Below are 15,817 nucleotides of genomic sequence, written 5' to 3'. Positions count from 1 at the left end.
TGAGATATTAATAGCAAGGCTTATTTATTTTGAGTATTAAATGAATGATAAAAACAAATCGTGCATAAATTATGATATACCCTAAATAATTCAAGTTGCAGGAAGGCAGCAACGAAATGAACCCACGGAGTTGAAATAACTCAATGACCTGGGTGAGTGATGGCAGCCAACGCACATGCAGTTTGAAGTATGACGGGTATAAAACCAACTGTCATACATCGTCCGGTGGCATCCTGTGCCGGGATAGAAAGACAGATTCTAGCGGGTGAGGTTATGCTCAGACTTCGTTATAATGCCAATGAAAATCGGAAGCCGTCATAAAGGAAAAGCAATGACAATGCGTGAGCTTGAAGTACAGTTTCTTAATGCAATGAGTGAGTTGCAGTCAACTTTTGAGAAGCAGCATCAGACATGGCAGGCAAGCTACAATGCATTGCAACATGAACTGGAGCAGTCAAAAGCACGGGAAACAGCATTGCGTGCTAAAAATGATATGTTGCTTAGAAAGCTTAATACTGCCAACACCTTGCCAGAACAACATTCATTAGTTAGGCAGATTAAAGTGTTAGGTGCACATCTTGATGCTCTGGCGAAAGATGCTGCCGCTTTCAATCATCATCTGAATAATCAGCAACAAAATAGCGATAATTTCAGTGGCGATAACCCTTAAACACTTCGTTGACTTTATCTACTCAGGCGATTTAACAGCCAGATAATTTTACGTTGTCAATTACACCTTTTATGGCGCAAAGAAACATTCAATGACGTGGATAATTATTGCTGTTTTGATCGTAGTTTTTATTGTCGGCTACCGTGTGTTGACATCAGATACCCGCAAAGCGGTGGATACACTGGCCAATTTACTGAAGATAAAACCGATTTACATTGAATCTATGTTGCAAGAGATGGGGCAACGTCAGACACAAATGTTTATCCGCTCCACCAGCAATGGCTATGCCGAGGATGTGAGAAAGGCAGCTTATCTGGTCTTTATTTACCAAACCTTTATCAAAGACTCTTCCGATGAAAATGTGATGCAATGGCGCAATACGCTGATTCGCTCACATATATCCCCAATGCTAACGGCCGAACATACCGAAGCGGCTTTGTTCTATTTCGCAGAACTGGATTTAGATGCCTTTGAATTGGCGCAATTCCGCCGACAATATAATATGCAGTTTAATCAGGAAGCTGACGCCGTATTGCATTGATTCTGGCGCTACGGCGCGGTGACATTTATTGCGCCAAGGCGAGCTAGTTTTACGGGTACATACTGTTTAGATAGCGCAATAACATTTCTCTTGAGCTAAAACCGTGGGCAATACCGTAGCGGTCATCAGCTTCACCGGCCAGATAGAGCGGAAACTCCACATACTTATCACTGATACGAATAGTTGCCGTGGGTGTGGCAAACAACAAGCTTTTATCTTTATGCGCTGGGTGAATAACCAATGCTGTCCTGCCCATTCGGGCTTCACGGTTAACATAAACGTAATGCTCCGCTTTACGATAACCGTAAGCCTGATCAACCGTATAATCCCGATCAAAACCGGCATTCTCCAGGACCTTAGCCACTTCATCTGGCCGTAAATACATTTATTTCCCCTCTTTTTGACTACTATTGAGCGACCTTACCGTAATAAATAAGGGAAACCACGTATTTATTGGCTCAAAACGACTATTTCGGAATAGTCTACACGCCATGTTCATCTCATCAGCGTTGTTTCTACTCGACTGGCGCGTTAATAATCCGTTGCTGGCGTGGTAGCGTCGCACGCCAAAACCACCACAAAAAGAGGCTGACTGAGTTACGGATAATAAAATCTTATTCCGCCCCCAGTGAGGGCTTGTTTTCACGCCATTGCGATGGGGTAATGCCCTTAACTCGCATAAACTCGCGATTAAAATTTGATTTAGTCTGGAACCCCGCCTCTAGCATAATATCGATCACTGGCAGCTCCGTACGCATCAATAGCATCGCGGCATGATCGACCCGCAACTGATTAACGTATTGCGAAACATTTTGCCCCGTTTGCTGATTAATGGCCTGCGACACTTTGCGCGGGGCAACACCAACTTTGCGCGCCAACGTTGATAAGTTGAGTTGACTCTCCAGATACAGATTATTTTTCTTTAAGGTCAATAAGATGACAGAGAAAAGCGCCTCCAGCGATTCAGCTAATGGCTTATCATCCATTACCGCCAACTCAGCCGACACCGCAGCAATCGGCTCTTCACGATGTGCGCTGGTCGCTAAGGTGTAGCACATTGCCAACGTAATCAAAAGGTTGCTCAAGCTGGCTATTAACCCAGCCTGATTTCCGGCAAAAAATGCATAGTCAGCACTGATAATGATATCGCCCACCCCCGACCCAATCAGCAAGATAGCCATCAGAAGCCATAACCGGTAGCTAAGCCAAATTTTTTCCACAGAGATCTGTTGCAAACGATCCTCACCAGGGCGCAAGTAAACCAGCACCGCAAGGCCATAAGACAAATAACTGATAATGACCATTGCATCGAGCCACTGCGGCGCGATCCAGACACAAATTGCCGTACCGATAGGGCCTAAAGCATGTATCCCAAGCTGGCGAATACCCGCCCTCCTCTCCCCGGTTGTACTGAGGAGTGCTAAATAAGTCAGCGGGGGGATAGTCATAGCGACGATAGGTTGTAAGCCATTAAACAGGGCAAGATGATAGCCATAGCGCAAGCCAATCAACCCGCTTTGTAATGCACAAACCAGCAATAGCAGCAGTAATAATCCTCTCTGCTTACCGGATTTAATCAAATGATAAAACAAACCAATACATAAAATTGATAACAGAAAAGAGACGGGAATCAGTGGCATAACCCTTGCCTTAACAAGTGGATATCGTGAATAACGGTTTTGTAGTGTAGACAGCCAGATAAGCGAAAACAAGCAGGTTCAGGGACTGGATCATGATCGAGGTCGCGGCTAAATGCTCTTCCCTCTAAGGTGACAAATAACTCAATCAGTCAGGATATTAAATCATGAAAAATGCTGTGCTGTGCTTCTGTTTTTTGCTGTTTTTCCCGATGGTCAGTTATGGCTGGCAAACAGCGGTTACTCACATTTCATTCAATGACACTCAACGCCAGCGCCAACTTGATAGCTTAATTTATTATCCAACGGCGAAACAGGGAACAACGTCCCTACTGGGTGATAGTGCCGTCTTCAACGGTATCTCGGTTTTACCTGATGCCCCCCTTGCCACAGGCCAATTTCCATTGATTGTCCTCAGCCACGGCAGTGGTGGCAACAATATCAGTATGGCGTGGTTGGCAGATAAGTTGGTGCAGCAAGGTATGGTGGTAGTCGCAGCCAATCACCCAGGCAGTACCACTGGTAACTCTATACCGGCCAAATCGGCACAGCTATGGTTACAAACTGAAGATATCTCTTTTATTATTAGCGCATTACTGTCTGATTCGCGCTGGAAGTCGGTACTGGATAATCAGCCTATTGGGGTAATTGGCCATTCGAAAGGGGGTTATAGTGCTATTGCGGCATTGGGTGCAACGCTTTCATTTCCACGTTTCATTGCCAGCTGCCAACAGCAGCCCGAACAAGCCAACTGCCAGTTTTATACCCGTGCGGAGGTAAAATTAAAGGCACTTCCAGTGCGGAAAATTGAAGGGAATTATGCTGATAAACGTTTACGTTTTGCGGTCGCTTTGGATCCCGGCATGGTGCCTTTTTATCAAAACAGTAGCCTGTTTCATTTAACAGCCCCACTGCTTCTGATTAATGCTCACTATTTTATCTCACCAAATATGGCACTAAATCTGGGCGGGAGTGAGTGGATAAAGCGGCTTAATCCGCCAGGTATAACCACAATAACCTTAGCCCACAGCGGACATTTCGATTTTCTGCCAACCTGTAAACCGACAGCCCGCGCAGTTTTGGCAGAGGAAGGCGAAGACTTTATCTGTGCGACGTCAGTGACGGAAAGAGAGAAGTTACATCAGCAAACGGTTCAACAGATTGTTGAGTTCCTGCATCAACAACATATTTTGCACTGATATTTCAATATGATAATGGTGACGCACAAACCATCCAAACTGTGCGAGACTAAATAAAGGTGTCGGTAAGAAACAGCACACAGGCAAGTGATACACCACATAGGGTCATCACACTGAAAATCAGCTCGAACAGATAACGATTGATCATGATGGTTAGCCTATAAAAAAAGACACCCGGCGTTAACCGGGTGTCTGGAATTGGCTAGACTGTGCGGTACTTAGTAGCCCGCATTCCGGCATAATTATGCTGCTGGCGCTGTTGCTGATTTTTTAACAGCTTTATGGTGTTTTTTAGCGGCTTGGGCTTTCTGAGCTGGCTGAGCTGGCGCTTTTTTCACGTGTTTTTTAGCGGCCTGTGCTTTTTGAGCAGGTGCTTTTTTCACATGTTTTTTAGCAGACTGTGCTTTTTGTTCTGTGGTTTGTTTGGTTGCTTTATGTTTTTTATGGTGAGTTGCTTTAGCTGGTGCTGCATTTTCTGCGGCAGGCGCAGCAGTAGTGCTGGTTGCAGCTGGTGCTGCTGTAGCGGCCGCAGTAGTTTCAGCAGCGAAAGCAACAGAAGACAGACCCATGGTTGCAGCAACGATCAGCGCTAATACTTTTTTCATTTTAAAATCCTCAGAGTTTGTTTCGCTAAGCCCCCGGTGGGGCCGTTGAAAGAATCATAGAGGAATCAATTTTTCCTTTCCGTGAGTCATTGGTTTCGCTAAGTAACCAAATGTACAAAGTAATAGTGATTATTATTTACGCCATACATTATGAATCACGCTATTTAAAAGCAGCCCTGTTCGGGAGGCATGGTGGTTAATTCTCCCCTCACCTTCGGATTAGTCCTGAAGCGCATGTCACAGCGACGTGATGGACTATGCTTAATGTTCATCAGGCAAAACGGAGAGTCAAATGTTCAAGAAATCAGAAAAAATTGAAAGAGATCTCAATCAGGACGTGACCCTTCTGGCAGATACTCTTGACGATGTATTGCGTTCATCAGGTGAGAAAACCAAAGAGGAACTGACCAAAGTGCGCCACAATGCCGAAGGTGTATTACGTGATGCGCGAGCGCGTTTCAACGGTTCGACCAGCCTAAAACAGCATGCCCGAGATGTTGCAGGTAACGCAGATGACTACATCCGCGACAAACCATGGCAAGGTGTCGGTATTGGTGCTGCGGTCGGTATCGTTCTGGGTGTGCTGTTAGCACGCCGTTAAAAATAATCTGATAGCTGATAAATCGCCGGTATTTTATCCCCCTCATTGCTGTGTCTACTTATAGGGATGACGATATCTGGCAGTTTGGTTAATCGGTGGCCCCAGTGATAATAGATGCACTGCGGGCCAATTCATTTACTCGGTAAATGGTGGTTATTAAGCAGACATAGAAGTAATAACTTTGGCCAATAGGGTCACCAGCCGATCAGTTTCTGCCACAGAAGTGAGATTAGTAAATCCCATCAACAATCCATTTCTACCGGTTACCTGGCTCGTTTCCGCCAACGCCCAATCTGATAGCGCCTGAACCGCTAACCCTTGCTGCCGCGCCCGTATTGCTACGGCATAATCAGCAAAACCCTTATCCAATCGCGCCAGTAATTGTATCCCTCCAGCTTGCTGTTCAACCTCAACAACGCCTGCCAACTGACGCCTCAGACTTGTCGATAGCATCTCACGCCGTTCGGCATATAAATGACGCATACGTTTCAGATGGCGATAAAAATGCCCCTGATTGATAAACTCCGCCACACTGGCCTGTATCAGTGGTGGGCTGGTACAAATGCGTAACTGGCATCGCTGATTAAATAGTGCCACCCGTTCTGCTGGAACGACCAGATAAGCCAGCCTCAGTGCCGGAAACATCACTTTGCTGAAGGTACCGGCATAGAGCACCCGCCCCTGCCGGTCCAACGTTTTCAACGGTGGCAGTGGCCGCCCTTGATACCTGAACTCACTGTCATAGTCATCTTCAATAATCCATGCATGCTGCTGATCGGCCCAATCCAACAGGGCAATACGTCGTGCCAGACTGAGCGCCACCCCTAACGGGCTTTGATGGGCTGGGGTGACGATGGCAAAACGTGCCTGGGGGCAGTCGTTAATTGCCGCACCGACATCCATTCCGTCCTGATCAACTGCGACCGGATGCGGAATAAGCCCAGCTTCGCGAATCAGTTGCCGTGTCACAGGATAGCCGGGGTCCTCCAACCAGCCACGATCGCCCGGTTGCAGTAAGGTACTGATCACCAGATCCAGCAATGACTGATAGCCTGAGCAAATAAAAACTTGTTCAGGCTGGCAACTCACCCCGCGTGATAACTGTAAATAATGTGCTATTGCTTCGCGCAATAACGCAAGCCCGGTAGCGGGGGGATGTCCAAGGGATGATGCGGTGAGATTATGTAACTGTTTGGCCATGATTCGCCCCCATTGCGCTCGGGGGAAAGCGTCCAGCGCCGGTAATCCTAGCTCGAAGGGCCGCGCCACCGGACTAACCGTTGAGACTTTATTCACCACAACAGGCTGCGCACTCTGAGTTAATGGCAGCAAAGGGGTATCACGTAACTGAGCGGAAACGTAAGTCCCACTCTGCCCACGACTTTGCAAATACCCCTCGGCAATTAATTGACCATAGGCATTTTCCACCGTACCTCGTGCTACCCCCACTTCACTGGCTAGCACCCGAATCGAGGGTAACCGCGAGTCAGGCAGCAATGCTCCTTGCACGATGGCATCTTTAATACGCTGATAAAGCTGACGGTAGACCGGCTCGTTTTGTTGGCTATCCAGGCTCAGAAGATGTGAAAAAGACCTCATCATGACCCACTAAAATAAGTAATTTATGGCTCTATAGTATAGGTCATCACAGCGCTAGAGTAGCGCCATACTCTACGGTACCTCACAGGAACATATCATGGTTGAACAACGTCTTTATTTTTCCGAACTTTCACCTACAACCTATAAAGCACTGGTTAATGCGTCTCTCTCGTTAGATAAGAGTTCATTACCTAAGGCATTGATAGAAATGATTTTTATGCGGGTATCACAAATCAACGGCTGCGCATTCTGCTTGAATATGCACGGTAAATTCTTGCGTGAGAACGGTTTTGATAATGCCAAAATGGATGTGATAGCTGGCTGGCGACTCAGTAATGCATTTACTGAAGCAGAAAGAGCAGCATTAGACTGGGCAGAAGCGGTGACTTACATCACCACCAGTGGCACACCTGATAATATCTTCGACGCCTTAAAAGTACATTTTACCGATGCTGAAATTTCCGATTTAACTTTTGCTATCAGTATCATGAATGCCTTTAACCGCTTAGCCGTCAGCCTGCGCCAGTAAATCATCTTGCCCGCAACAACTCCGCAATAGAAATATTTTTATCCTCCTTATTATTACTAAATCTACCGCCAGCCCCGTGCTGGCGGCCCTGTCGCTGAACAATGCATGAATTCTCAATAAATAACTACATGTAGTGTAGTTGAATTAAATAAACACTAGATATAGTATTTGTTTTATCACCTACGGAAATGAAACCGCAGTTGATTATCAGAGGCAGGTCGTCGCGGCACCTTAACAACCTGACTAATCCGCCTTTCCTCATTACAAAAGGTAAATGCGAATCATGAGTATTATTATTTACAGTAAACCTGATTGTGTCCAGTGCAATGCCACTTACCGAGCATTCGACAAACAAGGAATATCCTATCAAAAAATTGATTTAACAGCAGATTTGCAAGCATTAAATCATGTGAAATCTCTTGGTTATCAGCAGGTGCCAGTGATTATTGCCGGCAATGAACATTGGTCCGGCTTCCGCCCTGACAAAATTAACGCACTGGTTCAGGCCGTCAGTGCCTGATGGGGGGAAAAGATGAATCCGCTGGTCTATTTTTCCAGCTCTTCGGAGAACACTCACCGTTTTGTCGAAAAGTTAGCACTCCCGGCAATACGTATCCCTATTGCCGGTGCCCGGAAAACACCGCAGATCGAGCAGCCCTATATTTTGTTAGTGCCCAGTTATGGCGGTGGCAGCCCGATAGGAGCAGTACCGATTCAGGTGATCCGTTTTCTAAATGATCCACACAACCGTTCATTGATTCGCGGCGTTATTGCGGCGGGTAACACTAATTTTGGCGACGCCTATTGTCTGGCAGGGAAAATCATCTCCCAAAAATGTCAGGTTCCTTATCTGTATCGTTTTGAACTACTGGGTACAGCAGAAGATGTGGCTAACGTGCGCAAGGGAGTAACTGAATTTTGGCAACGACAGAACTGAATATCACTGATCCATCCAGTAGCGAGCTTGACTATCACTCACTGAATGCGATGCTAAACCTCTATGATGCTGATGGACGTATCCAGTTTGATAAAGACCGGTTGGCGGCACGTCAATATTTCTTGCAACACGTCAATCAAAACACCGTGTTCTTCCACAATTTGCAAGAAAAACTCGATTATCTGGTCGAAGAACGATATTACGAGAAAGAGGTGCTGGCTCAGTACGATTTCAGCTTTATCAAAAGCTTATTCCAGCAGGCCTATAGCAAAAAATTTCGTTTTCCCACTTTCCTTGGCGCCTTTAAATATTACACCAGCTATACCCTGAAAACCTTTGATGGCAAACGTTATCTGGAACGCTACGAAGACCGTGTTTGCATGGTGGCGCTGACACTGGCAGCAGGTGACCCGACACTGGCGCAAGAACTGGTAGAAGAGATAATCTCTGGTCGATTCCAACCGGCCACCCCGACATTCCTCAATTGTGGTAAAAAACAGCGTGGTGAGCTTGTCTCCTGCTTCTTGTTACGCATTGAAGATAATATGGAATCAATTGGCCGCTCCATTAACTCAGCACTGCAATTGTCCAAGCGTGGCGGCGGGGTCGCTTTCCTGCTAAGTAATATTCGTGAAGTCGGTGCGCCAATCAAACGGATTGAAAACCAATCCTCCGGCGTCATCCCTATCATGAAAATGCTGGAAGATGCCTTTTCTTATGCTAACCAGTTGGGCGCACGGCAAGGTGCGGGGGCAGTATATCTCCATGCCCATCATCCCGATATTTTACGTTTTCTGGATACCAAACGCGAAAATGCCGATGAAAAAGTTCGAATCAAAACTCTCTCCTTAGGCGTGGTTATCCCGGATATTACCTTTGAGTTGGCGAAGAATAACGAAGAAATGTACCTGTTCTCTCCTTACGATGTAGAACAGGTTTACGGTTTACCGATGTCAGAAATCAGCATCAGCGAAAAATACCGCGAGATGGTCAATGACAAGCGCATCCATAAAAGCAAAATCAAGGCACGCGAGTTCTTCCAGATTCTAGCCGAGATCCAGTTTGAATCCGGCTATCCCTACATGATGTTTGAGGACACAGTTAATCGCGCCAATCCGATTAAAGGTCGAATCAATATGAGTAACCTGTGCTCAGAAATTTTGCAGGTTAATTCACCAACCGAATACAATGACGATCTTAGCTATCGCCATATCGGTAAAGATATCTCTTGTAACCTTGGTTCGATGAATATCGCGCATACCATGGATTCACCAGACTTTGGCAAATCGATTGAAACCGCTATTCGTGGGCTGACTGCCGTCTCCGATATGAGCAATATCCGCTCAGTACCTTCTATCGAGAAAGGTAATCAAGAATCCCATGCCATTGGCTTGGGGCAGATGAATCTGCACGGTTATCTGGCCCGCGAGCGTATTTTCTACGGCTCTGAAGAGGCGCTCGATTTTACTAATATCTACTTTTATAGCGTGGTATATCACGCCATCCGCGCCTCGAACCAACTGGCAATAGAACGAGGCCACCACTTTAAAGGCTTTGATGAGTCAGATTATGCCTCGGGTACTTATTTCACAAAATATATCGAGCAGAGCTGGCTGCCTAAAACCGCCAAAGTACAGGCACTATTTGCTCAGGCAGCTATTGTACTGCCCGACCAGCAAGATTGGGCCGCGTTACGCCAATCAGTGATGGAACACGGTATTTATAACCAGAACTTGCAGGCGGTGCCGCCTACCGGTTCTATTTCCTATATCAATCACTCGACATCGAGCATTCACCCGATTGTCTCACCGATTGAGATTCGCAAAGAAGGCAAGATTGGCCGAGTCTATTATCCCGCACCTTATATGACTAACGATAACCTTGAATATTATCAGGATGCTTATCAGATAGGGCCGGAGAAAATCATCGATACCTACGCTGAGGCAACACAGCATGTCGATCAAGGGCTATCACTGACCCTGTTCTTCCGTGATACCGCCAGTACCCGCGATATTAATAAAGCGCAAATTTATGCCTGGAAGAAAGGGATTAAGACCATTTATTACATCCGGCTGCGTCAGATGGCGCTTGAAGGCACTGAAGTCGAAGGTTGTGTTTCTTGCTCGCTGTAATTCGCGGCACTGAATGAATAAAAATGGTTGATAAGGAAAATGATATGAACGCAGTAAAACCGATAACACACGTCAGTGCCATTAACTGGAATAAGATTGAAGACGATAAAGACCTAGAAGTATGGAACCGCCTGACAGCTAATTTCTGGTTGCCGGAAAAAGTCCCACTATCAAATGACATTCCCTCTTGGGCAACGCTGACACCTAATGAACAACAGCTTACGATTCGGGTTTTTACCGGCCTGACACTGCTGGATACTATTCAGAATACATTGGGTGCGCCGGCACTGATTAAAGATGCCATTACCCCCCATGAGGAAGCGGTATTCTCGAATATCAGCTTTATGGAGGCGGTCCATGCTCGCTCTTATAGCTCTATTTTTTCTACTCTTTGCATGACATCTGATGTGGACGATGCCTATCGCTGGAGTGAAGAGAATGACCCACTACAAAATAAAGCCAATATTATCTTACAGCACTATCATAATGATGACCCACTGAAGAAAAAGATAGCCAGTGTATTTCTGGAATCATTTTTATTCTATTCCGGTTTCTATTTACCGATGTATTGGTCCAGCCGGGCAAAATTAACCAACACTGCCGATCTTATTCGATTAATCATCCGTGACGAGGCAGTGCATGGTTATTATATCGGCTACAAATTTCAGAAAGGGTTGGAGAAAGTCGACAATAGTCGCCGCCAGGAAATAAAGAACTTTGCCTTCGATCTGCTGCAAGACTTATATGACAATGAGGTGCGTTACACCGAGGATCTGTATGATAAGGTTGGCTGGACCGAAGATGTCAAAAAGTTCCTTCATTATAATGCTAATAAAGCATTAATGAATTTAGGTTATGAAGCCTTATTCCCTACCAGTCAGGCAGCAGTCAGTCCGGCCATTCTGGCGGCATTATCACCAAATGCAGACGAGAATCACGATTTCTTCTCCGGTTCTGGCTCCTCTTATGTGATTGGTAAGGCAGTCAACACCGAAGACGAAGATTGGGATTTTTAAGCGTTCCCTATCGGTGCCCCACCCTCACTTTTATGGCATAAAAATGAGGCGATCCACATCCACTGGCAGCCGCAGCAAGGCTGCCCTCTATTTGGTGATGATTTAATGCCTCAATCACCTTGTAAACTCACCACCACTCATCCGCTATATTTACCTACGCAATGAACAGAACCACAACTAAAAACTGAAATTATTACCTGACTACTAATTTAGGCGCAGGCCAGTATATAAGGGGGATTCAGCATGTCTCTTGTGACGATAAAAATGTCATATCAGCACGATGACGGATGCTCAAGCCCAAGGCTGACCACAAGAAAAATCGAGGGAATATAATCAATAACAGTATATTCAATAGAATGAATATATATGGACAATATTCAGGCTATTAACTGGCTAATTATAGCCCACTCAGCATATCAATATTAAGCAAGATGTGAACATCAAAAAACCACAATATTAACGTATATAAATTAACAGATTAAAAAGATATATCCTGGGATAAGGTCTATTACAATTCAGATTATAAGAACATTGAGGGTTGTCTCAGATTCTCATTGTGTTAGGGTATATGGCGCTCTATTTTTTCATCAGGATAACATTGATCGAATAAACATAATTCAAAATTGACAGAGGAATACACCAGCTGCATGGCAATTAAACTCGAAGTAAAGAATCTATATAAAATATTTGGTGAGCATCCAGAACGGGCTTTTAAGCTGCTTGAATCAGGTAAGAATAAAGAGCAGATATTTGCCAAAACTGGTTTGTCCGTTGGCGTTAAAGATGCCAATCTGGCCATTGAAGAAGGCGAGATATTCGTCATCATGGGGTTATCCGGTTCTGGTAAATCCACCCTGGTACGCCTTCTCAATCGTCTGATAGAACCCACCCGTGGAGAAGTACTGATCGATGGCGAAGATATTGCCAAAATATCTGATAGTGCCCTGCGCACCGTACGCCGTAATAAGATCAGTATGGTCTTTCAGTCCTTTGCATTAATGCCCCATTTGAATGTTCTCGATAACACCGCATTCGGTATGGAGCTGGCTGGCGTCCCTTTGCAGGAACGTCACGACAAAGCGCTGGAAGCACTGCGTCAGGTGAGTCTGGAAAGCTACGCCCACTCCTACCCCGATGAACTTTCCGGCGGGATGCGTCAGCGCGTCGGTTTAGCCCGGGCGATGGCCAATAACCCTGACATCTTATTAATGGATGAGGCCTTTTCAGCGCTAGACCCCTTAATACGTACAGAAATGCAAGATGAGCTGGTCAAATTACAGGCCAAACATCAAAGGACCATTGTCTTTATCTCTCATGATTTGGATGAAGCCATGCGCATTGGTGATCGTATCGCCATTATGCAGGGCGGCGAAGTAGTACAGGTCGGCACCCCGGATGAAATACTGAATAATCCGGCTAATGACTATGTGCGCACCTTCTTCCGTGGCGTCGATATCAGCCACGTCTTTAGTGCCAAGGATATCGCGCGCCGTCGCCCGGTATCATTAATTCGTAAAACTCCGGGTTTCGGCCCTCGTTCAGCGTTAAAACTGCTTCAAGATGAAGACCGCGATTATGGCTATGTGCTGGAACGCGGGCAGAAGTTTATTGGCGTGGTATCGATAGATTCACTGAAAAAAGCCTTGGCGGAGAGCCAGTCGCTGGATAGTGCCTTACTGGCCGATCCAGCGCCGGTTCCCGCAGATATGCCCCTCAGTGAGTTGATTTCACTGGTTGCCCAGGCCCCGTGTGCGGTCCCTGTGGTCGGTGAAGACAACAGTTATATCGGTATTATTTCCAAAGCCATGCTGTTGCAGGCTTTAGATAAGGAGACGCCAAATGAGTGATCCAATTCAAAGCAGTACCCCCGTAGACAGTAATCCTTGGGCGACGGATGCGGCAGCTTCAGCAGCACCGGCGGCAACAGATACCGCCCCTCAGACACTGTCAGCCGCTGTTGACCCGTGGGGAGCGAGCATGGCTGAGGGTAGCCATGCCGCCAGCAGTACCAGCCATGAGGTTGCTTCTCAGGCCGTTCAGAGCACTGCGACACAAAGTACCGATTGGTTGAATAGTACTCCGGCCGCTGCTCCCGAGCATTTCAGTCTGATGGATCCGTTTCATAACACCTGGGTGCCACTGGATTCCTGGGTCACCCACGGTATCGACTGGGTTGTGCTGCATTTTCGCCCCCTGTTCCAGGGCATTCGCGTGCCGGTTGATTTTATTCTCAGTGGCTTTCAGCACCTACTACTGGGTATGCCAGCACCGATCGCCATTCTGGTTTTCGCGCTGATCGCCTGGCAGTTCTCCACCTTAGGAATGGGCGTAGCAACCCTGATATCACTGGTTGCTATTGGCGCTATCGGTGCGTGGTCACAAGCAATGGTGACACTGGCGCTGGTTCTGACTTCGCTGTTCTTCTGTATTCTTATCGGGCTACCGATGGGGATATGGCTGGCACGCAGTAATAATGCCGCACGTATAATTCGGCCGTTACTGGATGCCATGCAGACTACACCGGCATTCGTTTATCTGGTGCCCATCGTCATGCTGTTCGGTATCGGTAACGTCCCCGGCGTGGTCGTGACCATCATCTTTGCTCTGCCACCCATTGTTCGTCTGACCATTTTGGGCATCAAACAGGTACCAGAAGATCTTATCGAAGCCGCTGAATCCTTTGGTGCCAATCCACGCCAATTACTGTTCAAGGTGCAGTTACCGCTGGCGATGCCAACCATCATGGCGGGTGTGAACCAAACCCTGATGCTGGCACTGTCGATGGTAGTCATCGCCTCGATGATTGCTGTAGGGGGCTTAGGTCAAATGGTACTGCGCGGTATTGGCCGCCTTGATATGGGGCTGGCCGCAGTCGGCGGTGTCGGTATTGTGATTCTGGCGATCATCCTTGACCGCCTGACCCAATCATTAGGCCGCGATCGCCGTACCAAAGGCATTGGCCTCTGGTATACAGCCGGCCCGATTGGTCTTATCACCAAACCTTTTAGAAATACTAAGTAATTTCAAATTATTACGCTCAAATTTAAGCGTAATTGTCGCAGGCAGTTTGGACATGGACAGCGCGCAATCACCGCAATGTACACATAGTACGTAAGGATGATGAGCACTGTCCTCGTTCAAAATGGCAAGTAAAATAGCTTAAAAAGGAACAACTATGCGTTCGACAGGAATCTGGGCCTTGGCCCTCACCACACTGATCAGCACTCAGTTATCCGCCGCAGAATTACCGGGCAAAGGCATCACTGTCCAGCCGCTGCAAAGTACCATTTCGGAAGAGACCTTCCAGACCTCTCTGGTCAATAAAGCCTTGGAAAAACTCGGTTACGATGTCCAACCGACCAAAGAAGTAGATTACAACGTCGCGTATTCAACTATCGGCGCAGGTGATGCCACCTATCTGGCGGTAAACTGGGAACCACTGCATAACGACCAATATAATGCTGCCGGTGGCGATGCCAAATTTTATCGTCAGGGTAACTATATTGAAGGATTGGCACAGGGTTATCTGATCGATAAAAAAACCGCTGATAAATACCACATTACCAATATTGAGCAGCTAAAAGATCCGAAAATCGCCAAATTGTTTGATGCTAATAACGATGGTAAAGCCGATCTAACCGGCTGTAACCCAGGTTGGGGCTGTGAAGCGCCGATAAATCATCAGATCAAAGCTTATGGTCTGAGCGATACCGTTATCCATAATCAGGGTAACTATGCCGCGATGATTGCCGATACGATTACACGTTACAAAGAAGGCAAACCAATCCTGTATTACACCTGGACACCTTATTGGGTCAGTGATGTATTGGTGCCGGGCCGTGACGTAGTATGGTTGCAGGTTCCATTCTCTTCCCTGCCAGATAAAACTATCGACACCAAGCTGTCTAACGGTGCGAACTACGGCTTCCCACCGAGTGTGATGCATATCGTGGCTAACAAAAAATGGGCTGAAGCTAACCCGGCCGCCGCTAAGCTGTTCTCTATCATGAAATTATCGATTAATGATGTGAATGCTCAGAACATGCGGATGCACGCGGGTGAATCGTCAGATGCCGATATTGAACGTCATGTGAATGGTTGGATTCAGGCCCATCAGGCCACCTTTGATGGTTGGGTAAAAACAGCCGCGCAAGCAGGTAATGCGAAAGCTACGCAGTAAATTCTACAATGGGTTTATTGATGTGTTACCCAAGGGGGGGAGTTCTATTATTTTGCCCCCCAGCGGCTTCAAGTACCAAGGGTATACCCAAAGTAATTGGAGTTGCAGGTAGGCAGCAAGCGAATGCATCCCAATGAGCTTACACAGTCAAGTGATTTGGGTAAGTGAGCG

16 protein-coding genes are annotated in these 15,817 nt (G+C 46.6%); 12 read left to right on the top strand and 4 right to left on the bottom strand.

What is annotated here, in order from left to right:
• The first annotated feature begins 331 nt into the window (after positions 1–331).
• Together V1955_RS04680 and V1955_RS04675 are read left to right on the top strand one after the other, a co-directional pair.
• The gene (locus V1955_RS04680; RefSeq protein ID WP_083163037.1) at positions 332–670 is read left to right on the top strand and encodes an MbeD/MobD family mobilization/exclusion protein; all 339 of its coding nucleotides are present in this window, start codon (positions 332–334) and stop codon (positions 668–670) included.
• Positions 671–761: 91 nt separating this feature from the next.
• Positions 762–1,211: a DUF1198 domain-containing protein gene (locus tag V1955_RS04675; protein ID WP_083163035.1), complete on the top strand. Its 450-nt coding sequence runs from the start codon at positions 762–764 to the stop codon at positions 1,209–1,211.
• A 49-nt stretch (positions 1,212–1,260) separates the two neighbouring features.
• Here V1955_RS04675 and V1955_RS04670 read toward each other — a convergent pair whose 3' ends face one another.
• Positions 1,261–1,596 (bottom strand): DUF2002 family protein, encoded by a 336-nt coding sequence (locus tag V1955_RS04670; RefSeq protein ID WP_083163033.1) that lies wholly within the window; start codon positions 1,594–1,596, stop codon positions 1,261–1,263.
• 229 nt (positions 1,597–1,825) lie between these two features.
• A complete protein-coding gene (locus tag V1955_RS04665) occupies positions 1,826–2,851 on the bottom strand; it encodes a helix-turn-helix domain-containing protein (RefSeq protein ID WP_372569514.1) in 1,026 nt (341 codons plus the stop codon).
• Positions 2,852–3,015: 164 nt separating this feature from the next.
• Between V1955_RS04665 and V1955_RS04660 the strand changes: the two genes are divergently transcribed.
• On the top strand, positions 3,016–4,047 hold the full coding sequence (locus tag V1955_RS04660; RefSeq protein WP_442820585.1) for an alpha/beta hydrolase family protein: 1,032 nt from the start codon (positions 3,016–3,018) through the stop codon (positions 4,045–4,047).
• Between the two features lie 242 nt (positions 4,048–4,289).
• Here V1955_RS04660 and asr read toward each other — a convergent pair whose 3' ends face one another.
• Positions 4,290–4,652: an acid resistance repetitive basic protein Asr gene (gene asr, locus V1955_RS04655; RefSeq protein WP_083163029.1), complete on the bottom strand. Its 363-nt coding sequence runs from the start codon at positions 4,650–4,652 to the stop codon at positions 4,290–4,292.
• Positions 4,653–4,944: 292 nt separating this feature from the next.
• Here asr and V1955_RS04650 point away from each other — a divergent pair, with 292 nt between their 5' ends.
• The gene (locus V1955_RS04650) at positions 4,945–5,253 is read left to right on the top strand and encodes a DUF883 family protein (protein ID WP_083163027.1); all 309 of its coding nucleotides are present in this window, start codon (positions 4,945–4,947) and stop codon (positions 5,251–5,253) included.
• A 156-nt stretch (positions 5,254–5,409) separates the two neighbouring features.
• Here V1955_RS04650 and pdxR read toward each other — a convergent pair whose 3' ends face one another.
• The gene (gene pdxR / locus V1955_RS04645) at positions 5,410–6,855 is read right to left on the bottom strand and encodes a MocR-like pyridoxine biosynthesis transcription factor PdxR (protein WP_420073610.1); all 1,446 of its coding nucleotides are present in this window, start codon (positions 6,853–6,855) and stop codon (positions 5,410–5,412) included.
• A gap of 94 nt (positions 6,856–6,949) precedes the next feature.
• Between pdxR and V1955_RS04640 the strand changes: the two genes are divergently transcribed.
• From V1955_RS04640 to proX, 8 genes are all read left to right on the top strand, one after another.
• Positions 6,950–7,381 carry a carboxymuconolactone decarboxylase family protein gene (locus tag V1955_RS04640; protein ID WP_083163023.1) on the top strand — a complete coding sequence of 144 codons (432 nt, stop codon included), beginning with the start codon at positions 6,950–6,952 and terminating at the stop codon, positions 7,379–7,381.
• A gap of 283 nt (positions 7,382–7,664) precedes the next feature.
• The gene (gene nrdH / locus V1955_RS04635) at positions 7,665–7,901 is read left to right on the top strand and encodes a glutaredoxin-like protein NrdH (RefSeq protein ID WP_420073608.1); all 237 of its coding nucleotides are present in this window, start codon (positions 7,665–7,667) and stop codon (positions 7,899–7,901) included.
• Between the two features lie 12 nt (positions 7,902–7,913).
• On the top strand, positions 7,914–8,318 hold the full coding sequence (gene nrdI / locus V1955_RS04630; RefSeq protein ID WP_420073607.1) for a class Ib ribonucleoside-diphosphate reductase assembly flavoprotein NrdI: 405 nt from the start codon (positions 7,914–7,916) through the stop codon (positions 8,316–8,318).
• Complete coding sequence (gene nrdE, locus V1955_RS04625; protein ID WP_442820584.1) at positions 8,300–10,450, top strand: class 1b ribonucleoside-diphosphate reductase subunit alpha; 2,151 nt, start codon at positions 8,300–8,302, stop codon at positions 10,448–10,450. The genes nrdI and nrdE overlap by 19 nt, the downstream gene beginning before the upstream one ends.
• A gap of 44 nt (positions 10,451–10,494) precedes the next feature.
• Positions 10,495–11,466: a class 1b ribonucleoside-diphosphate reductase subunit beta gene (gene nrdF, locus V1955_RS04620; RefSeq protein ID WP_083164116.1), complete on the top strand. Its 972-nt coding sequence runs from the start codon at positions 10,495–10,497 to the stop codon at positions 11,464–11,466.
• A 647-nt stretch (positions 11,467–12,113) separates the two neighbouring features.
• Positions 12,114–13,313, top strand: a complete 1,200-nt coding sequence (proV, locus tag V1955_RS04615; protein ID WP_083163015.1) for a glycine betaine/L-proline ABC transporter ATP-binding protein ProV — start codon at positions 12,114–12,116, stop codon at positions 13,311–13,313.
• Positions 13,306–14,487 carry a glycine betaine/L-proline ABC transporter permease ProW gene (proW, locus tag V1955_RS04610; RefSeq protein WP_083163013.1) on the top strand — a complete coding sequence of 394 codons (1,182 nt, stop codon included), beginning with the start codon at positions 13,306–13,308 and terminating at the stop codon, positions 14,485–14,487. The genes proV and proW overlap by 8 nt, the downstream gene beginning before the upstream one ends.
• 154 nt (positions 14,488–14,641) lie before the next feature.
• The gene (gene proX, locus V1955_RS04605) at positions 14,642–15,646 is read left to right on the top strand and encodes a glycine betaine/L-proline ABC transporter substrate-binding protein ProX (RefSeq protein ID WP_083163011.1); all 1,005 of its coding nucleotides are present in this window, start codon (positions 14,642–14,644) and stop codon (positions 15,644–15,646) included.
• The last annotated feature ends 171 nt before the right edge of the window (positions 15,647–15,817 follow it).

Origin of the sequence: Yersinia sp. 2545 StPb PI, assembly GCF_052217125.1 — a bacterium.
Taxonomy (GTDB): Bacteria; Pseudomonadota; Gammaproteobacteria; order Enterobacterales; family Enterobacteriaceae; genus Yersinia; species Yersinia enterocolitica_E.
The sequence above is the reverse complement of the archived record's forward strand: the minus strand, read 5'-3'. Positions and strand labels throughout refer to the sequence as shown.